The sequence below is a fragment of the Microbulbifer variabilis ATCC 700307 genome, from assembly GCF_000380565.1.
Lineage (GTDB): Bacteria > Pseudomonadota > Gammaproteobacteria > Pseudomonadales > Cellvibrionaceae > Microbulbifer > Microbulbifer variabilis.
On record NZ_AQYJ01000020.1, the window covers coordinates 74098 to 94734 of the forward strand.

Consider the following 20637-nt stretch of genomic DNA (forward strand, 5'->3'; position numbering starts at 1 on the left):
CGTTGGCAGGCAAAGGCTGCCGAGAGGAAATCTCTGCCACAAAGGCATTGATTTGAAAGGAAAAATCTTGTACTTTCCCCAACCGCTTGCAACGATCCCCGCAAGCAAAGTGTGGGCCCTTAGCTCAGTTGGTTAGAGCATCCGACTCATAATCGGCAGGTCCTGGGTTCGAGTCCCGGAGGGCCCACCACCTTTAAATCCCCCAGTGAACCCCATGTTGTTGCGATCAAAGCTTGTCCGCTTTGGCCAACTTTTGGTCCCATAGGATAGCTAAATTATCCACCGCATTCTGAGGCCCTGCCCTATTGAAACCATATAGTGTCCCTTGTGGCCAGGTTATATTCCATAGATAAGCAAAACTGACCGCAGACAAAACAGCAAAGCCCTCTCAAAAATCTCCACTCACCTTCTCTTCCCAACATCTTCAGTCAGCCCACTACAATCCATACTTACGCTCGTTAGCTTTACATCCTCGGCCCACTTTTCTGGTGACCAATTAAAAACTACGCATAATTTAAAAAAAACCTAAGCTATTTTTAAATATCAGCCCTACAGAATTCAATTTTTATGGGCTAATAAATAGCGCATACTAGTAATTGAATAGACCCTCAATATCATCGCAAGTATTTGGAGGCACATTGCATATGGAATGAACACAAACTCATATATCAGTGAGTTAGAAAGTCAATTCGGCTGACGGAGGGACCATATTCCCCCAAAACTTAAAAGCTAATTTCTTAGCTCTTCCTCGCTTTGCCGCTTGGAAATACACTTTTTCAGAACAGTCGGATCACAATAATTTCCAGTATCTACAAAACGACTTCGAATAATTTGTGCCGTAACATCTCCCTTATTCCCTTCATCAAGCTCAATGCCGTCAGCACCAACACGCGAAAAAAGTGAGTCAATGACAGTTGTATAGATACTGCCTTCGCCACGTTCATCAATCCAGATACCATCACCATCAAAGGCTCCATACCCGACAGATTCTATCTTTACATTCGCCAAATGTGCAGATATAGACGCTGGTGAACCATCACCACCGCCACCCATGCCACCTCCACATTTATGCGAAGAGCACAGTCGGATATGTGAATACCATGATGAGCCGATCCGCTAACATGAACTTTTTCAAGAATAATATTTACAGTGCCCTTCTGACTCTCGCCTACCTTGAGATAAATACCTTTCCCACCAGGTTCAGCAAGATCCACTCTGTTCTCAATATGAAAACAACCAGGGCCTTCAAAATTCAGATTTGAGAGTGATAAATCAGCTTCCTCACTGATTCGTAAAAGGTCAACATTATTTTGAGTTATAATAATTTGTCCACACCATGGATAACCAAAGGCAATTTACCTGAGTACTCCAAAGACTCCGCAATTCAAATATCACCGCCTGTTACAATGCTAATTATAGGAGGAGTCGAAAGTTTAGAGGCTATGGAAAGTACAGCGCGAAGAGAACCGGAACCAGAATCCCCTTAGATGTCACAACCAGAGGCTCGGCATAGGAGTTAAGTGATAGCAAACAACTAATTAAAAAATTCAAAAAACTATGCTGAAAAATATTTTTAGAGCCACTCAATAGAAGAATTTTCTAAAATTCCTGTTAGATTATTACCCTGCCAAAAAACAATCTTAACATCATAAAAATGTACAGTCCGGCCAAACCATAATTCGAAAAGATAAATATAGGCTGTCATAAAATGACACTTATTTGCCTATCAAAGATATTTTAAGAATTAAAATCTTAACGATCTAAAAAGCTTATATACCATGGCATTTTAAATGCTCAATACCGAATATCATATAAAAGAAAACCTGTACTACAGTGGAGCTACAGTAGTGCGAAATAATGGTTGATTATTCATCCATGGAATTTTTTCAGCAGCATGGCATTTCATACAGGCTGAACGACCATTAGAAAATCCCTGCCATGCCTTTTTGATATCTCTACTCTCAAATGAACCAAGCACATTACCGTATACCAAGTCCAAGAAAATAGCATCGGCATTGGCTTTGCGTGCGGGGCGCTTGAGATAGCCATTTTTAATAGCAGTTTTTATTTTTTCCCAGTGGTATATGGCAAGATCAAAATTCTCATCCTGTAAAGCCAAGAAAATGCTTTTGTATCGATATCCCACTTCCCACATTGAAGCAGAAAAACCACCAAGATAGTTTTGCAGCAAAATCAAGCGATCTTTCTCACTTTCTGCGTTTAACAACCAGTCTCGCTCATTACCAGTGTCGTAACTCTCAGAATATGCAAAATTTGTTACTGATAAACAAACTATCAGAGTCATCAGCAATTTATTCCCATTCAATATCTTCGTCATGAGCGATAACCAGTTAACCAGTGGTGTATGTCTGCTAAATACTTATAGCAGCTTGAAGCAGACAAGAACGCCAAATACTCTTTAATTAGTTAAACAATTGTTGGTTTTTGTAATTTTAACCCTCTGATCAAATTTATTGGGGGAACTCAAAACATCAATCAGATATAAGATTTGGCTATATAAGAAATTATAAATTAAATTTATATTTATCCGCCATTATAATTTTATGAACTCCCTAAAGTAGACCTGCAAGATTGAACGAGATGCCGGTAAACCCGCAGGGAATAAGTGAATGGCCGGTGTCGAAATCGAGAAAATCACAATGAGTGAAATTATTTGGCCCCAGGGCTTTGTTCCAGGATTTACCGATAACTATTGCTCTAATGAGCTAATTGTCGCCGGATTATCTACTGCGGATATATGGCCATTACTCAACACCCCATCGCTATGGCCCCGCTACTATGCGAACTCTGCCAATATCCAATTCCAGGATGGACTGGGGCCTGAATTGAGAGAGGGTACGCGGTTTTCATTTGAAACTTTCGGCTTTCCGGTTGAAGCGCGCTGTGTAGAGTACCTTGCCCCGGTCAAAGGGCAGCCCGCGCGAGTAGCTTGGCATGGATGGGCTGGTGAAGGAGATGCTCGTCTAGATGTTCACCACGCCTGGTTAATAGAAGATCTATCCGGCGACCGAGTACGTATCCTCACCCAGGAAACACAGAATGGTTTACCAGCCATTGAATTAGCGAAAACACGACCTAACCCTATGATTAACGGCCACCAAGATTGGCTAGAGGGCCTGAGAACAGAGGCACTTAAGATTAAAGGAAGAAAATAATGAAAGCACTGACACTAAAAGCACCTGGTGGACTGGATCACATATCTGTAAGCGATATGCAAGACCCAGGGGAGCCAGGCCCAAATCAAATTCGAGTTGCTATTGGCGCATCTTCACTTAACTACCATGACTTGCTTGTCGCCAACGGCAGTATACCCACGGAAGACGGCCGCATCCTGATGTCAGATGGCGCCGGCACAGTGGAAGCTGTTGGAGAAGGTGTGAGTGAATTTAAAGTTGGCGATTCTGTAGTTTCCTGTTTCTTTCCCCAGTGGCAAGCAGGGCCTGCATGCCACAACGTCTGGGGCTTCGGCAATACGCCGGGCGATGGTATTGATGGAATGGCTGCTCAGTATGTTGTTCGTAGCGCCAACGCATTTACCCTCGCACCTACAGGCTGGAGCCATGCAGAGTCCGCCACGATCACTACAGCCGGCCTCACTGCCTGGCGAGCCCTGGTGAGTGACGGCAAAGTGAAGCCAGGTGACACCATATTAACCCTCGGCACCGGTGGCGTATCAATAGCAGTGATTCAAATTGCCAACATGCTAGGGGCTAAAGTGATCGTGACTTCGTCATCTGATGAGAAGCTGAAGCGGGCAAAAGCCTTGGGGGCGACTGAGGGTATCAACTATAGAACCCATGCCCAGTGGTCAGAAAAGGTATTGGAGTTAACCCATGGAAAAGGTGTCGACCATATTATTGAATTAGGCGGCCCTGCCACCTTGGAACAATCGATTCAATCAGTCAGGGTCGGTGGGCATATTTCACTGATTGGTGTTTTGACTGGGAGGCAGGGTGAAATTCCAACCGCCCTGCTGATGGGTAAACAAGCCCGTTTACAAGGGCTTGTTGTGGGAAATCGCTGTGAGCAACAAGACTATGTGGCCGCATTGGAAGCCAATAATATCCATCCGGTAATTGATAAAACCCTCCCCTTTACTGATCTGGCAAAGGCCTTCGAGCACCAGGCCAAAGGGTCACACTTTGGAAAAATCTGTGTAGAGTGGTAATTACTTTTAAAAAAAATTTTTACCTCCCGCAACAGGATTTTAAAACCCTGATGCGGGGATAAGCTAAAAACTCTCCACTAAATTTAAATAGAGAATTACTGACTTCACTTAACAAGGGGATATATAACTATCCGAGTATCTATTAATTATGAGAATAAGCCAGGAAATGATTACGTCAGCTTCTCGGAAGATATTGTGTAGCTAATACCCAGTAGAAATAAAAAGTTTCCTTTCGCTACGTTTTAAGCTGCTCTTACACATAACGGCGGAAACCGGAAATCCAGTGATCGCAGATCTAGTGGGTTATTTATTTTCCCAAATGCACAAAGAAATTTCTGTTTAACCATGATTTCTGCTGAAGTAGGAGGGAGATACGCCAAATTGGGCATAAAACGCACGACGAAAGCTATCATAACTAGCGAATCCGACGCGCAAAGCAACCTGTTCCAGGTTGAGACTTTCACAAGTAATAAGGTCCCTCGCGCGATTTAGACGTATCTGATTTAGATATTGGCTTGGTGTGCTCTGCAAATGGCGTTTAAATAAGCGAGTAAGCTGGCGCTCACTGATTGATATTCTCTCCGCCATGTCCGGAACACTGATAGATTTCTGGTAGTTCTCAGCCAACCACTCCAATAATGGGTTGAGACGCATACTATCGCCAGACTGTACCTGAAGCAGGTCTGAGTACTGGGCTTGACCTCCTCGACGCTGCAGGTATATGACAAGCTCCTTCGCCACACTCGCTGCAATCGTATTACCATGATCCCGACGAATAATCTCCAAGGCCAAATCGACACCGGACAAAACACCAGCGGAGGACCAAATCGCCCCACTTTCAATAAACAATGGATCTTGTTCTACCTGGTAATTAATGGCCTGCCGAGCCAGTTGCTGGCAATGACGCCAGTGTGTAGTAACTCTGTGGCTCTGCTCGGGGAAGATCTTAGCCAAAACAAAGGCACCGGTGCAAATACTCACAACCCTACTGGCACTATTTGCAATTAACCTTAGCGCATTGAGCTGCTTGGAGCTCAGCTCTAGTTGCCGCATGCCAATTCCACCACAGATAACCAAGTAGTCGAACTGAGGTAACTGATAAATATCGCCGTCTACAGTTAGAGACTGACCATAAGCGGTTTTGACATGGCCGGCCTCAAGGCCAATCAGGCTACAAATATAAGCCTCACTTACAAAGCTATTTACCTCCATAAATGCATCCAGGGGACCAAAAAGGTCTAAAGCTTGGAACCCATTAGCAATAAAAAAACCTATTCTCTTAGCCATAACGTCTCCTCCGTGACTGCATTTTAAACCTTCATCCAAGTCGGAAAAGACACAAATACGGCCTAAACAGACATTTAATACTCCTAACTCATAAAGATCGTAAAACCTTAATATCAAATACTTCACTGGCTTTGATGGTGGCTTTCATGACGATGTGGTCTTAAGGAGAGATGGAAGTCTACTGCTTTTAGGCAGTTCGATTATTTACTGCCGTTAATGAAATAGATTATTTCACCTAAGAATTTTAAAGTTGAATGTAAAAGCCTTACGAGAAAGTAAATAATCTGAATCTCAACCTGAGAGCGATACTTGTTTTATTGGCTTCACTTGGATTATGCCAAAGATGATACATCAACAAATAAGCCCTATTAAATTCCAACTTGAAACGCACCTGAAATTTCCTCTAGCCACATAAATAGATTAAGTTTCACCTGAGTCATGCTTCAATCACTTCGTCGTCTAAATAGATAGGCATCTAGAGCCATGTACTATAGATATTTCCTACCTTACGCTATACTCGGGCTTATTCGTCGAGATGTACCATTTTTTCTCAAACTGTAGCCAAACGAGTATGAGCCTTTCTTCTATTGCTATAGCCCTGCTTGCAACCAGTGCAACGCCAGATACCTGCACCGATGGTATAGCGCTCGCTAGAGGCGTAGCTGCTATTACTTATGAATACCCTTGGCAAAGCGCCAATAAGAAAGACTATCTGGTGCGTAACTATCCACGTATGTATTTGATAGTCCCAAAAAAGCTCGACAAGAAATTGAAAGAAGGGGGTTCCCCCACTGCTACAGTCAATAAGCAAAATTGCCAAGTAATTAACGTTTACCTCGCCCGCTAACTCATTAATCTGATCCCAGCCTCCCCAATCACTGTTCTGGGGAGGCTTATTTAAATATTCTTATCCTTGCTTACTGTACACCAAGGTATTATTGGTCTCATCACACTCTTCGACCATTTCCTTATAGTCGGCTGTGACTTCTAGATGCGCATCTGGATCAAACACCCAATAGCCCAAAGTAAAAACCAGTGTCACAGTTGCTCCCGGAGCAATAACCGGCGTAGCCTGAACATCATTTGCCAGAGTATCTGGGTCTATCAATCGGGCAAAACTGGCTATAGAAGCCGATGCGCCGACATTGGTGATATCCACGGTTATCACCGACTGGCCCGATCCGCCATCCCAAACTGGATCATATATTTTACTCACCACTAAGTCCGGCTTGTCGCAAACACACAAGCACATATAATGATCATCCTCTTTCACTCCAAAAGGCGTACCGACATAACAGTTGGTTTTATCATCAAATTGATTTCCATAGAGCCAATGGGAAAGCGGATCATTAATCGGCTTTTCAATAATTTCCGGATCTCGCGTAATTTTACAAACGTTAGTGCGCTCAAATTCCTCAGTCATATCCTTAGTCATTTCTGATTCTGGCACACCTCCCACCCAGATCGAACAGGTTCTACGACAGGTCAAAGGACCTTGACCCTGCCAAAAGTTGGGATACCAACCCGCCTCGTAGTTCTGCATACTCAGATCCTGGATTGGATCTGCATAACTAACAGTTGCCAAGGACCAAGTTAATCCTAAAGCCAAAAGAGCTAATAAATGCCTCAACATATCATCCTCCCTAAGAAATATTAATATCAAAAAATATGCTCAATCAATAACTGGTAAGAGTTTCAGGATTACTTGATGAGCAAACCGATTTTAAGAAGGCATTTATAAAATTCTATGTACTATCGAAAAATAATGGCGTAGTTTCAATTCATGTATAAGCACTGTAAGGATATATTTCTAGTGGAATAGCTCCTGATAGCCTGCTTATAATTCAAAAACAAATAATTTAAAGATATTTACTTCGATCGAAATAAGCGGTACAACTCTTTAAACGAGCCAAAAACAGTTACTGGCGCTAAACTACTCACATACAGACTCACTTCAACTAACCCTACCCACCCAACAAAAATACTTAGGGGAAAAGAATAGAAAACAACGTATTATAGAAATACAAGCTAAATTAATCTTATTTGTTGATTTTTTTATATACTAATTTCAAAAGCATCAAATTTTAGAGCAAAATATAACCCCAAACTCAGGCGAATTGATGATTCCCTTAGCAACAGTCACTCCAAAGCAATCACAGAAAGTACTGCAATAGATTTTCCCAGGATTACTATTTTCTTATAAGTGTATTCTGTTTTTTATATCATCGTTCTATGATAAAGGAGCGTTAACGTTGAAAGCCAATTCGTTATTTTCAATATTTAAAGTTCAGCAAGAGTATATAGGGCTGTCAGGGTTGCACCAAATATCAACAATACAGGATACAAAATACCCAATGCCCAATATTTCATCAGAGTTATAATCCAACCCTGCTGGTAAATCCGTTTTTGCATAAGCAGAAGGTAAATAGGTATCCATAAGATAAGTGCTACCAGGGTCCAATTACATAAAGTATCAATCAAACTGTTGTTAGTTAGCCAATCTTGAAGATCTCCCAGTAAAGTCACCAGCAACAATACAAAACAAATAAAGGCATGACTATGAAGAGCGACTATCAGATGCTCCATATAGAGGCGGCGCTTAAAGAGATAAATTACCCAAAGCATTAGTGCAAAGAGTGGCACCAAAATAAGTAACGTAGAGGGAAGAGAACCCAGAAACGCCTTTTTAAAGCGGTTTGGGTCATCGGAGACTCGTGCAATATTGTCTTGTGCCCTGGCAACCTCTTTATCAAGCCAATTCGTGAACCCCTCCGGTAAACCATCAATTTCTAAAAAATCCCGATCTACTTCGGTAATTGCGTGTTTTAACCCCGAGGTAACCTCAGCTTTCGTTAATTTCTCCGGCTCACTTGTTCCACTTTCAATAGTGGCTACCTCATCCTGCAACGCCTCAGTATCATCCGTCAAATTTAGTTGAACTTTATTCAGCTCAGCTAAAAGTTCTGGATTATTAGCATTAGCTAACTTTGCCTGCTCCACTGTATCCAGGGCGTCATTTACTTTTTTTTCAGCAATATTAACTGCCTCTTTCGAGCTACTACTATCAGCACCGAAGTTGATACTCCAGTCGCTACTCATACGCACTACAAAGAATGTAGTTACGCACAAAAAAATAAACAGACGTACAGGACTGACATAACGTACCCTGCGACCTGCAAAGTATTCAGCGGTTAGAAAGCCAGGCTTAAAAAGAAGGGGTGGCAGGGTTTTCCAGATACGGGAGTCTAATGCTAGCAGGGTGTCAAAAAGGTCTCCTATTATAGAGGAAAAGTGCCGAACCATCCCCTTAATAGGTTGGCCACAGGAGTAGCAGTGTGGCCCCAGTAATTCAGTCTGGCAGTTGGCGCAACGGATCTGCTTCACCGAGTTCGTTTCTGTTACCCCAGAGGTACTCATTTACATCTCCCCTTTTATTTTCTTACCAGAGCGCGGATAGTATTACAAAATTCTTTGTTGCTGGTTAACTAGCCACTGGATATTAATCACACTGGATTCAACAAAACACTGGACCACCAGCTGTGCCAATTTCATCAGTCCCAAATAGAAAAACGCGCCTTATAATAGACGCGTTTTTCTACTGTCTCTGTAATCGTTTTGTGCGGTAATAAGAGTCAATTTTCCTGTAAAAAGCGCGCGATAGTGCGTAAGCCGTGGCCCTTGGCACCAGTGGCCCAAAGATCATTAGCTGCTGGCTGGTAGGAACCGGATAAATCCATATGAACCCAGTTGCGGCCTTCATTGGGCACAAAGCGAGCCAGGAAAGCCGCTGCGGTGGAGGCGCCTGGACTGCCATCAATACCGATATTGGATATATCCGCAAAGCTGGAGGGAGTCTGCTCCAGATGGAAATTTTCTAAAGGTAACCGCCAGGCTTTTTCGTTTTCCTGAGCTGCAGCATCCAGGACTTTTCGGGCCATTTCATCCTCAAAACTGAATACGGAATTAAAATCACGTCCCACAGCCATTTTCGCAGCACCCGTCAGGGTAGCAGCATCTAGCAGCCAGCGCGGTTGCTCCTCAGAGGCCGCGATTAGTCCATCGGCGAGTACCAGACGCCCTTCGGCATCGGTATTCAGTACTTCCACAGTGACATCATTTTTGTATTTAATGATATCGCCCAGCTTGAAAGCATGACCGGATACCAGATTTTCAGCACAGCATAAGTACATCTTCACCCGCTTGTTCAAACCGCGAGCAATAGCCAGAGCGAGGCCACCAGTGACCATGGCGGCACCACCCATATCAGACTTCATGGTGGCCATGTTACTTGACGGTTTAATACTGTAGCCACCGGAGTCGAAAGTAATGCCTTTGCCCACCAAACAGGTATCTACCGGCGCAGTATCCTCTCCGGTTGGGTTGTAGTCCACCTGAAGCATCACCGGTTCACGCACACTACCACGGCCCACGTTATGGATACCCACAAAGCCCTCGCGCAGCAGATCATCTCCCGCAACAATCCGGTAGCTTAAGGCCTGAGGGGCGAGTTTTTGCAACATTTCAGCAGCACTTTCTGCCAGTACACGGGGAGAGACATCATCCGGTGTGCCGTTTGTAATCTCGCGTACCCAACGTGCGGCACTCTCGCGGGCAGCCAGTTCTTTTATCTCTTCGTCATCCTCTGAGCCCCAATGGATAGTCTTGGTTACCTTGGGATTGAAATAACCAGCCCAAAAGGCCCAGCGGCTTTCGATATCCCAGCCGTCGCCACTCAGGGCAACTTCGGTTACTCCCATGCCATCCAGCCGGCGAGCTGCACGTTGTGCAGCTACCAAAGAGGCACCATTGCTTGCGCCAATATGGATAAAAGCATCGCCACCAGTAAAACTCAAAAGCGCAGAATCGCTCCACGGATCACCTGCCTTACCTTCAACCAACTGAACGCGCATAGCTTTTGTCATACAACACCTTTCTTGAAACCTTTATGCCAATTTTTTTGCAGTTCTTTTTACATTCTAACAGTACGTCAAAAATACTCGACGACTACGCCACTATCCCAACGATAAATTTCTCAAAGAGTATTACTACCGTCTTCTTCTCTCCACACAATATTAAATAGGCCTAATAAAGCAACCGAGCTTTATCTCGCCATGGAATCCACTCTAGTGTAAAAAGCTGGGAATTTGTCACGCCCTGCTCCAATTGCTCTATCAACAACACAGTTACCAACTGGTAGCACAAATGCTAAATAGCCTTCACAAGGAAAATATCCACAACTGGATGCTGTTTATTTGCTACTCACCAAGCACACAGCCAGTGGAAAGTTTTGAGTAACGCAGAAACCACAAACTGATCTATCTGACAGAAGAGATCACCAGTGCTTTAAAGCCTTATTCCACAGATATAGGCAGCGGGCAAATCCATTGTAAGCTTTGTTGAGTCCCCAACGCACTCCTGGAACCTTGGACACTTTTGCTTTCCAATGCTCGCCAGGGGAGTTCTCCCAAATTGTAATAAACGCCTCGAAACCAACCTGTAGCCTCCCTTGTGTATCAATCACGTGCAAACGCTCACGCACAGACTCTAGGTCCACATTGAGCTCTTCTACCTTGGCATTATCCAGATGTACATCTTCCCAGGCTACTTCACAGGTAGTCAGCTTTTTCTTTTGAGCACTAATACCCGCATTGCACACTGGGCAGGCGGAATTATAGAAAACACGAATCTTGGCGGTCATGAGGAAAGAAATCGGTCAATTTACCTGGGTTTCTCGATATCATCGTGATTTACCAGCTCCCAGGGCAGCCCTTTATTGCGGTAAATCCTCTTACTTTTATTGGGGTAGTCGGCCACATCATGATCCAGGCGCTGGCCCACTACAATACAGCGCAAGGTCTCAGTGCCGGTATTTTTCATTGCATGTGGCAGTCCACCAGCCGGATAACCAATAAAATCCCCTTCCGATACCCCGTATACCTTCTCACCAATTTGAACTTGCGCCTGACCTTGCAGGATATAAACACACTCATCCTCGAATTGATGGCAGTGAAATTCCGTAGACTCATAACCCGGTTCTATTTCAATAACATGAAATCCAAAACCGGTAATTCCGGTCATATCTCCGAAAGATTTATTGCGGCGCACGGCATTTGGATTGAGGAAGTGCACCTTCTTTTCGCCTTCCATTTCCAGAATTTCTTCATTCTTAAGAATATTTTTACTCATGCTTTTCCTTAACCTATCCAATCTTTTACTGGTGACCTAAAAATTGTGCTCTCCCTACCAAATTTAAAAGGTCGCTACTAGGACTGCCCCTGTATCTCCACTGCCTGGGTTAATTCTTTCATTTTCCGCGCACTGCCTTCCTCTCCCATACGCCGGTAATAATTTACCAGGGCCAAACCGAGCTTGGGTATTAATGGGTGCTGTACCCCCTGTGAAATTAGTCTCTGAAGCAGCTCCTCCAACCACGGCCAGTTTTTAGCTTCCGCAGCGCGGCGTGCCATTAACAGGCACGCTTTAGAGCTCAATGCGTGAGGTTGTTGAGTAGCCTGCAAATAGCTGCGATATCCATCTGCCAGGACATAAGTATCAATCCGCGAATTGGCCGCCTGGGAAAATAGTGCCAGGTTGGCGCGGTGGTAGGCCTCACTATCCGGGGAAACAGCGGTCAGTTCTATATAGCGCAGGATGAGCGGCAAAAAATCCGGGTACTGCCGCACCGCAGCGGCCGCAGCGTCGGCGGCCTCCAACAATTTACCCTCCTCCTGAAAGCGATCGATACGAGTGAGAGCACTTTTTTGTGGCGACGGCAGTTCTTCCTCTTCTTCTGGCATAACCCGAACTGGCGGACGCCAGTAAATCAACATTAGCGCCAAGGCAAAACCGGCCAAAAGGCCACCGGTATGAGCCCAGTAAGCAATACCGGCATCTCCGTAGAGATAGCCGAAAATTTCCTTGCCGAGCCACAAGGGCAATACCATTAGTGCCGGGGCACTGAATTCGCCAAACATAAAGCCAACAGTGTAGAAAAAACGCAGGCGCCGCACTCCGTAGATAGCGACAAACATTCCCATAATCGCCGACACGGCTCCAGAAGCACCGACCATTGGCACATAGCTACCAGCCTCCACCAGCATATGTAAGCCAGCAGCGGCCAGGCCCCCAAGCAAATAGAGTGTGATAAACCAGAGCCCGCCAAGCGCCAGCTCTACCGACAAACCAAATAGCAGCAGGAAAATCATATTGCCGATAAGATGATCCCAACTTCCGTGCAGGAACATATGCCCAAACATGCCTCCAATACTCGGCTCCGCCGGTGTTAGGCCCAAGGCCATACTGCTGATACGATCACGTAACCCGGCAAAGTGCTCGCGCTGCTGCAGCCACAGGGTTTGCCCTTCCAGCTCTAATTTAGGTAACAGCCAGTGGTGAAACTCCGGATTCCACAGCAGCTCCCGGTAGACAAACTCCTCGCCTTCCGCATCCATCTGTAGGCGCCATTCGGGATGCATTTCATCGACATACATCAGAAAACGCTGCTCCTCCAGATCCGGAAGATCACTGGCAAAATAGTAATCTTCAGCCTCCAGCCAACGAGCTTCATCACCGCCTTGGTAAAACATAAATACCAGTAAATTTGCGAGTATCAACGCAAAGCACATCAACGGCGGGCGACGCCAGTCCGGCTTATTCTCGATAGGGATGATCAGCACGGGCGTTTCCTTGTTACTATTGCTCGAGCGCCCGGTAGCAAAACGCAGCAATACAAAGTGAATTGGACGGGGCCGATTGTCACATCGGCCGCAGGGAAAATACTACGCATATTCGCCGAGGCTGAATACCCGCCGCGGTGCTATTGGGCTATTTCCGAGCCGCTCGGCCAATAATGGCCGGTACATCCCAGCTGCGCAGGTGTAGGTCCCGCTGTGGAAAAGGCACCTCGATCCCCTTCTCGCGAAACTCTCTCAACAACTCCAGGTTATAAAGCGCGTATGAGTCCCCCAAAGAAGTGACCATATTGCTGTTTACCCACACGACCAGCTTGAAGTTCAGCGAGTTATCACCGAACTCCATCAACCAAACCTCGGTTTTGCGTTTCCAGTCGGTGTGGGTGATATTGACCCGGTCAGCGGCCTCCAGCGCTGCTTCACGTACCAGGTCTGGATCTGAGGAATAAGAAACACCAAAAGGCACATGGATACGCCGCACCGGATCATCCAGGGTATGGTTGATTACACGACCGGCAACAAATTCGGTGTTAGGCACCAGGATATCCACATTGTCCCGAGTGGTAATACGGGTAGAACGCACGTTGATGTCGCGAATCCGACCAAAGACACCAGACTCCAGCTCCACCAAATCCCCCACCTTCAAGGGCCGTTCGAACAACAAAATAAGCCCGGAAATAAAATTGGAGAAAATGGCTTGCAAACCAAAACCAATACCTACGGAGAGCGCACCAGCCACCAGCGCTAGCTTGGATGTATCCAGCCCAAGCATACTCAATACAATAACAAGGGCGACTGCAACAAAGGTGTAGTGCAACACCCTGCTCAGGTTATACATGGAGGATTCGCTGGCATGCTCCCTGCGCACCAGGCGGCGCAAGAAAGCCCTGGTCAGCACCGACAGGAGCCAGGCACACACCAAGACAAATATCATCTTGGCAATCAGGCGCAGGGTAATCGGGTTTTGTGCGATGGTAAATAACTGGTAATCAGCCAAAGTGCGCCAGCGCTTGTATACCTGGCGGGCAGCCAGAGAGACACGCTCACGCACTGTGGCCCACCAACCCTGGCGCTCGCGGTAAACTTCCAGCTGTGCTTTTTCATAGCGCTGGATATCCTGTTCCAGGTCGTTGGCCCGAGCCAAACCACTGCCGATCCGTTCAAAATAATTCCACCAGCGACTGAGGTCCTCGCTCTCATCTTCGCCCCGCCAGGCCACCACTTGGCGTTGACGGATAGCGAGTTCCCGCGACGTAGCATCAATCACTGTATTTGCATTCTCCAAGAGTTCCCTGCTGACAATTAACGGGCGCTCCTCTGCCGCCGGGTCCAGTACGGTGTTAATAGACTGCAGCAATTCGCTCTTGCGCTTGCCGAGGTGCTCCTCCAGCAGATCCACCTCAAGTTGCATCAGGGTGAGATCTTTTTTCATATTGGTATCGGGGTCGGTGGAGGGCTCGGTGGTACTCTGTATACTGGTACGGGTTGCGGCTATACGCTCAATTTTCTTATCTGTATCAGCAATAGCTTTTTCGAGTTCCTTGGCATCTTTTTCGCTGAATTGCAGATCGTCGAGCATGCGTCGCAGCTTGCTTTCAGCCAGTTCAATTTTCTCCTGCCAAGTACCGAGGAAATCATTCACTGTCGCCAGCTGCTCAATAATATTGAGGTGATTAATCTGGGCCAGCAGCAGTGCTTGAGCCGCTTCATCTTCCTCCTTGCCTTTGGCATCGCGCAGTACAATCACCTGCCTGCGCAACTGCGACAGGGACTGGGAGCGGGTATCCCGCAGCTGCCGCGCCTCCAGCTGTACCCCACTCAAACGTCGCCGCCCACGACTGATTGCCGAGTCCGCTCTGGCCCAGTCGAGTACTGTCGGATTTTCCGGGAATTTCACCTCCGGCATCAGTTCTACTTTTAAATATTCCTGACGCTTCTTCCAGGTTATCTCTATCCCATCCAGGCTCTGGGAAATTTTCTTCGCGCCTTTTTGTAGTGCTTCGTCGTCTTCCGGTAACTCTCCTTCCCACTCAGACCAAGCAGTTTGCAATGCGTCCAACCACTCGCGTCGCTGCTCCGGTGAGGCATTGCTCCATCCCGTCCACCAATCCGCGGAAGGTTCAGCAAAGTCGGGAATTTCCGGTTTAAATTCCTTCGGCTTCGATCCAGGCAGTTGTGCACTTGCGGGCAGAGAGAATAGCGCGACAACAATGAGGAGAGTAAAGAGAGAAAGCAGGCGAAGCTGCGGGCATTCAGTGAAATTCTTTCGAAGGAGGGAGAAACCGCCAGCGCCCGCCATAGATTACATCTGTCCGTGGAGAAACAATCGCGAGGAAGAAAATATGCCCCCTCGAGGGCATATATTTCAGTGTAGTCGAGAGCGACCAGGCTCCCGGGACAGACAGCTCAAAGCGGTATCAATAACGTCTACGACCATACTTACGCATACAATTGAGGTACTGCCTGCGATAGGCGCGCGAGCTGATCACTGACACCCTGCCGGGCTGGTGCACACTTCTCACAAGATTGGCGGCCCTGGCCTTACAAAACAGTTCCCTGCGGCCGATGTTACGATCCGAACTGCGCAAACTGCGCAGCTGACTAACACGCCGGGGAGATTCATACTTGGGTGGGTAGGCTCGCTGATAGATTTCCACCTGGCGTGCGAGGGGATTGCGATTGTAATTGCGCCAGTTAGCTGGCGGTGTGACTACGACAAATTGGTTGTCCTGCGGGTCAAACTCAAAAAAGGTGCCATTGCCCGCCCGCCGGTAGTCCTTTCCATTTAGGAAAAATGAAGTACCCGTAGGTACTTCCGGCACCCTAGCTCCCAGAGGCGGTTCCACTCGGGTATACCCATCCGGCCCCTGGCGATAGAAGTATCCACCCACGTAGAAATAAATCTCATCATTGGCTTCAACAAGGCGCGCCCCATCCGGCAGGCGCTCCGCCTGCGTTTCCGCTAGGGGTGCTGAGGTAATAGTCATTAACAGCAGCGCAAACAGGAAACGCATGAGACACCTCGACGAGCAATTAAGTGTCGCAGAAGTGTATTGTCAGAGAACACTGTTCCCCAATTTATTTAAATAAAACTGTGACCGTAAAACTGGTCAGCTATCCCCCTCAATATTGGTACCATCCTCATCACGTACCACCTCTGAGAGTATCTTCACTTCCTGCCCCGGCTGCAGGCGCTCAGCACCGCGAACAATCACCCGGTCACCACTATCGAGGTCACCATAAACGGCTATCCACTCTCCATCACCGCTACCAATACGGACCGACAAGCGCTCCGCTTTATCCTCATCGCCCACGCGGAATACAAAGGTGTCACCATTACGCAGAACCAGAGCGTCCCGCGGCACCACCATAGTCGCGCGGGCTTCGGCCAGGGGCACAGCGACCTGGACCGGCATTCCTACAATCCAGTCCCACTGTTGTGGTGCGCTCTGCGGTAACTTCACCATCAGCTTCACCCGCCGCGAATTATCACTGGCCACGGGTACAAACTGGCGCACCTGGCCAGTGAAAACCTGGTCGCTGGTGCGCTCTCCTTCAGAGCGAGATACCGCATCACTGCGCACGGCTATGGTATCGCCAGCAGCGATCAACGGCAGAGCGGCTAGCGGGATATCCGCTTCCACTTCGAGTTGCGACATATCCAGGGCGCGCAATAACTCGGAACCAGTGCGCACATACTCCCCTGCCTGTAATTCACGGCTCGCCACCAAAGTATCAAAAGGCGCATCAATTTTGGTTTTGGAGAGTTCGTAAGCTCGCCTGTCTCTTTCAATTTGCGCAGCCAGCAGATCCTGGGCCATTGCCTCGCGCTCGGCGTGCTGTTCCTCCAGCGCCGAGCGCGAAGTACTATTGGTTTCCGCCAGCTTGCTCAACCGCTGCAGCTGGGCATCCATATAAGTGAGGCGTGCCTGCAATTGCGCTATCCGGCTCTCGCTGTTACGTAACTGAAGGCGCCAGTGCGTAGCATCCAGCTGTGCCAGGCGCTGGCCTTTTTTCACCAGGCTGCCCGGCTCGGCGACAAATTCCAGCACGCCATCCAATTCAGAGGAAATCAGGATATCGCGACGACTCACCACCTCCCCGGCAGACCATTGGCTCGGCACCACTTCACGGGTTTGCGCCCTATCGACAGTGACTGCCACTGCCCCGCCCTGAGCCAAAACCGGCTCGGCGATGAGCAGGGACAAGGCGGCCCCGGCTAAAAACTTTCTCATTGGGAACTCCTCACAGCCAATCTTTGGCGCAGGCGGGTAAATTGCGGTAGTGGCACACGCCCGGTCTGCAGCAGCGCCGGCAACAATATCAAGGTAAATAGGGTACTGACTGCCATGCCGCCGACGATCACCGCAGCCAGCCCGCGATAGATCACACTGCCCTCACCCGGCGCGACCAGCAGGGGTAACATACCAAACACACTGGTCAGGGTACTCATAAAGATCGGGCGCAGACGCAGGCGCAATGCCTGCTCTACTGCCTCTACCCGGCTAGCGCCGGCATCTTCCGCAGCACGGGTCTGGTGCACCAGCAGAATGGCATTGTTCACTACCAGGCCCAGCAAAATAACGAAGCCAATCATGGTGAGAAGATCGAGAGGCTGGAAGCCAATTAAATTCAGGAATTGTAGAGCCAACACTCCACCCACCGTGGCAAGTGGCACGGTGAGCAAAACCAGCCCAGCATCACGCAAGGAGCGGAATAAGGCACTCATCAACAGGAATAGAATCAACAACGCCAAAACAAAATTCTGTGACAGGGATACCAGGGCCTTATCCAGATCACTGGCATTACCACCCACCAGAATACTGCCATCATCTGGCAGAGCCTCGCGGATTTGCGGCAGCACTTCCGCCTCCAGCTGCGCGCGAACTTCCTCCAGGGACACATCATCAGGCGGCACAATATTCAATGTAATAGTGCGGCGACCATCCACCCTGCGCAGGTTGCCCGGACCCACAGTGCGCTCAACATTGGCAAGCTGGTTGAGCGGCACTACCTCACCGCGGGGCGTGACCAGCGGGGTATTCTGCAACTGCTCCGGGGTGCTCCAGGGCTGTGCCTTGAAAATCACATCCAGACGTTTTTCCCCGTCAAAATATTCGCCCACATAGAGACCATTACCCAGGGTGCGAATCAAGCTGCCCATATCCTGGCGGTTCCAGCCCTGCTCCAGCATTGCACGGTCGTTCGGGCGCACAGTTAGCTCAGGTTCCGATAAAGAAAGCCCCGGATTGGTCTGCACCGGTGTGCCCGGCATCACCTCTTCCATGACTTCCACACCACGGGCGGCGGCACGCATCAGGCCATCGGCATCGCGCGACTGTAAGTGCAAAGCTATCCGGCGATCTCCACCGAATTGGCCAAACAGATTGCCGCGGGCAGCAAATCCCTGAAAATCGGGAATATCCACCAGGATTTCCTCACGCAGCAGCCGCTCCATCTCCTTGGCCTGGTCCATATCCTTAACGCGCACACCCATGGTGCCGCCATTGGGCCAGGAAATAATGTAATAGTTCTTCAGGGCCGGCTCCCGCTCACCACTCATATAAGGTGCCATGCGCCGGTCCAGCTCATTGACGATTTCCTTTTCGATTGTTTTGGTGTTGGTGGACGAAGGGAAATTCATCCACACATCCACCGCATCCCTTTTTACCGGGGGTAAATAATCGAGGTTTGGTAAAAGAAAATATGTCGCGGCAACAGGTACCAACAGGAAGCCACCTATGACCTGCCAGCGACGAGCGCGAGTGCTGGTTAGTGCCATTACCTGGGAAGTGATTTTTCCCCAAACGCGCGCCAGGCGATCCTCGCTGGAAATAGGGGGCAGCCAAAGCTTCGCCGCCAATGGCACTATTGCCACAGCGGCCAGTAGGGAAAACACCACTGCCACGGCAATAGTCAGAGCCAGGTCCCCAAATACCTGCCCTTCGACACTATTGAGGAAAAATACCGGCAGGAAGATCGCCACAGTTGTTGCTGTGCTCGCCAACAGTGCTCCCCAAACCTGCCCGGCTCCCTGCTCTGATGACTCCTCGGGGCCGAGGCCTTTTTCCCGTAGACGCACAATATTTTCCAGCACCACAATCGCGGCATCGAGCACCATACCTGTGGCAAAGGCGAGGCCGGCGAGGGAGATGACATTCACACTGCGTCCGGCAGCGGACAGCACTACAAAGGTCGAGAGCAGGGAAATAGGGATCGCCGCCGCAACAATCAGGGTGGCACGCATACGCCGCAAAAACCACCAAAGCACCCCTACCGCCAGCAGTATACCCAGTATCAGATTGCCGCCGAGCAAATTCAGGGCGCGGTAAACAAACACCGAGGCATCGAAGGACTGCACCAGCACCAGCTGTTCGTTTTTCAGTTTGGTTTCGTTCAGCTCCGCAACTTTCCGCTTTACCAGCTCCAGTGTGGCAAGCATATTTGCGTCGTTGGTGCGGTTAATGCGCATAGATACCGCAGGATTGCCGTTCTGCGTTGTAACCCCACGGGACTCAGACGGTCCAACCCGCACCTCGGCAATATCGCCGAGTCGCACCGGTTGGCCATCGCGCCACTCCAGCACCAGCTCAGATAAATCGGCCGGCTCATATTCACCGACAAAACGCAATGTGTAGCGGCGACGCCCCACATCGGTAAATCCACCAGAGACGTCCCGCGCCGAGGCCAGCTGACGGCTGATCGCCGGCAACTGAATGCCCAGCTCAGCCGCTTTCCAGGGGTCAAAAATGACTTGCAGCTCCTCCTGTGCGGCGCGACCGGACTGAGCTTCCACACTGGAAACACCCGGTACAGACTCCAGCTCCGGCCGCAGTACATCCTCAATCAGACCTGCATAGTCATCGAGGTGATTGGCGTTACCAGGCAGTTTTTGCAAAAAGAAATAGGTGAGAGCGGTGGCATCGCCGCCCCATCCTCCAAGCATAACCCTCGGCGGCTCCGCATCCCGCGGCAGTGGCGGCAGGCTGCTCATACGACTGATCACATCGATCAGCACCTTATCCATATCGGTGCCCATGGTGAATTCCAGGTTCACCCAAGCGCCGCCTCGACCTGCATTCACCTCCATGGTTTCCAGGCCAGTGAGGCCCTGCAGTACCGATTCGATAGGCTCGACTATTTCCGCCTCTACCTCTTTCGGCGCGGCGGCACGCCAGCCAGCTTGGATGGCAATACGGGGGTTTTCTATATCGGGGAAAAGCTGTACCGGCAGGCGACTGGCAAGAAAAGCTCCCAGTAATACAGCCAATACCACAGCCACGCCGGCTGCGGCGGGATTTTTCAAAGCGACTCTCGTCAGCGCCATTCCATAGGCCCTTGTTTTTTAGTTATAAATACAGAATAAGACGGAGCTTCCCGCCCCTGTTTACTGATTTCCGAAAAAACCATGCAGCTTTTTACACAGACTTCATGCTTTTGGGCTCACACTATTGCTGCACTGTCCTATAC

Annotated in this window: 16 protein-coding genes and 1 tRNA gene; 4 read left to right on the forward strand and 13 right to left on the reverse strand. The window is 48.6% G+C overall.

Annotated elements, in window-relative coordinates:
- The first annotated feature begins 113 nt into the window (after nt 1-113).
- Nucleotides 114-190 (forward strand) — tRNA-Ile (locus G367_RS0102605).
- A 539-nt stretch (nt 191-729) separates the two neighbouring features.
- Here the strand turns inward: G367_RS0102605 and G367_RS0102610 are convergent.
- Nucleotides 730-1053, reverse strand: coding sequence for a hypothetical protein (locus tag G367_RS0102610; RefSeq protein ID WP_020411536.1), 324 nt, complete (start codon nt 1051-1053; stop codon nt 730-732).
- A 775-nt stretch (nt 1054-1828) separates the two neighbouring features.
- A complete protein-coding gene (locus tag G367_RS0102625) occupies nt 1829-2338 on the reverse strand; it encodes a hypothetical protein (protein ID WP_157533303.1) in 510 nt (169 codons plus the stop codon).
- Nucleotides 2339-2630: 292 nt separating this feature from the next.
- Here G367_RS0102625 and G367_RS0102630 point away from each other — a divergent pair, with 292 nt between their 5' ends.
- Nucleotides 2631-3176: an SRPBCC family protein gene (locus tag G367_RS0102630; RefSeq protein ID WP_020411540.1), complete on the forward strand. Its 546-nt coding sequence runs from the start codon at nt 2631-2633 to the stop codon at nt 3174-3176.
- The gene (locus G367_RS0102635; RefSeq protein ID WP_020411541.1) at nt 3176-4189 is read left to right on the forward strand and encodes a zinc-dependent alcohol dehydrogenase family protein; all 1014 of its coding nucleotides are present in this window, start codon (nt 3176-3178) and stop codon (nt 4187-4189) included. The genes G367_RS0102630 and G367_RS0102635 overlap by 1 nt, the downstream gene beginning before the upstream one ends.
- Before the next feature lie 339 nt (nt 4190-4528).
- Here the strand turns inward: G367_RS0102635 and G367_RS0102640 are convergent, their stop codons facing one another.
- Complete coding sequence (locus tag G367_RS0102640) at nt 4529-5476, reverse strand: GlxA family transcriptional regulator (RefSeq protein ID WP_020411542.1); 948 nt, start codon at nt 5474-5476, stop codon at nt 4529-4531.
- Nucleotides 5477-6047: 571 nt separating this feature from the next.
- Here G367_RS0102640 and G367_RS0102645 point away from each other — a divergent pair.
- The gene (locus G367_RS0102645; RefSeq protein ID WP_020411543.1) at nt 6048-6323 is read left to right on the forward strand and encodes a hypothetical protein; all 276 of its coding nucleotides are present in this window, start codon (nt 6048-6050) and stop codon (nt 6321-6323) included.
- 60 nt (nt 6324-6383) lie between these two features.
- Here the strand turns inward: G367_RS0102645 and G367_RS0102650 are convergent, their stop codons facing one another.
- The 10 genes from G367_RS0102650 to G367_RS0102695 all read right to left on the reverse strand — a co-directional run bounded on the left by G367_RS0102650 (nt 6384) and on the right by G367_RS0102695 (nt 20494).
- The gene (locus G367_RS0102650) at nt 6384-7109 is read right to left on the reverse strand and encodes a CARDB domain-containing protein (RefSeq protein WP_020411544.1); all 726 of its coding nucleotides are present in this window, start codon (nt 7107-7109) and stop codon (nt 6384-6386) included.
- Nucleotides 7110-7756: 647 nt separating this feature from the next.
- Nucleotides 7757-8893, reverse strand: a complete 1137-nt coding sequence (locus tag G367_RS0102655) for a DUF3667 domain-containing protein (RefSeq protein ID WP_020411545.1) — start codon at nt 8891-8893, stop codon at nt 7757-7759.
- Nucleotides 8894-9108: 215 nt separating this feature from the next.
- Nucleotides 9109-10398 (reverse strand): aminopeptidase PepB, encoded by a 1290-nt coding sequence (pepB, locus tag G367_RS0102660; protein WP_020411546.1) that lies wholly within the window; start codon nt 10396-10398, stop codon nt 9109-9111.
- A 410-nt stretch (nt 10399-10808) separates the two neighbouring features.
- Complete coding sequence (locus G367_RS0102665; protein ID WP_020411547.1) at nt 10809-11174, reverse strand: thiol-disulfide oxidoreductase DCC family protein; 366 nt, start codon at nt 11172-11174, stop codon at nt 10809-10811.
- Nucleotides 11175-11194: 20 nt separating this feature from the next.
- On the reverse strand, nt 11195-11662 hold the full coding sequence (locus G367_RS0102670) for a cupin domain-containing protein (RefSeq protein ID WP_020411548.1): 468 nt from the start codon (nt 11660-11662) through the stop codon (nt 11195-11197).
- 77 nt (nt 11663-11739) lie between these two features.
- Nucleotides 11740-13152: a rhomboid family intramembrane serine protease gene (locus G367_RS0102675; RefSeq protein ID WP_020411549.1), complete on the reverse strand. Its 1413-nt coding sequence runs from the start codon at nt 13150-13152 to the stop codon at nt 11740-11742.
- Between the two features lie 148 nt (nt 13153-13300).
- Nucleotides 13301-15466, reverse strand: coding sequence for a mechanosensitive ion channel domain-containing protein (locus G367_RS0102680; protein ID WP_020411550.1), 2166 nt, complete (start codon nt 15464-15466; stop codon nt 13301-13303).
- Between the two features lie 118 nt (nt 15467-15584).
- On the reverse strand, nt 15585-16181 hold the full coding sequence (locus G367_RS24835) for a DUF6515 family protein (RefSeq protein WP_020411551.1): 597 nt from the start codon (nt 16179-16181) through the stop codon (nt 15585-15587).
- A 96-nt stretch (nt 16182-16277) separates the two neighbouring features.
- On the reverse strand, nt 16278-17402 hold the full coding sequence (locus tag G367_RS24840; protein ID WP_020411552.1) for an efflux RND transporter periplasmic adaptor subunit: 1125 nt from the start codon (nt 17400-17402) through the stop codon (nt 16278-16280).
- On the reverse strand, nt 17399-20494 hold the full coding sequence (locus G367_RS0102695) for an efflux RND transporter permease subunit (RefSeq protein ID WP_020411553.1): 3096 nt from the start codon (nt 20492-20494) through the stop codon (nt 17399-17401). The genes G367_RS24840 and G367_RS0102695 overlap by 4 nt, the downstream gene beginning before the upstream one ends.
- Nucleotides 20495-20637: the final 143 nt, after the last annotated feature.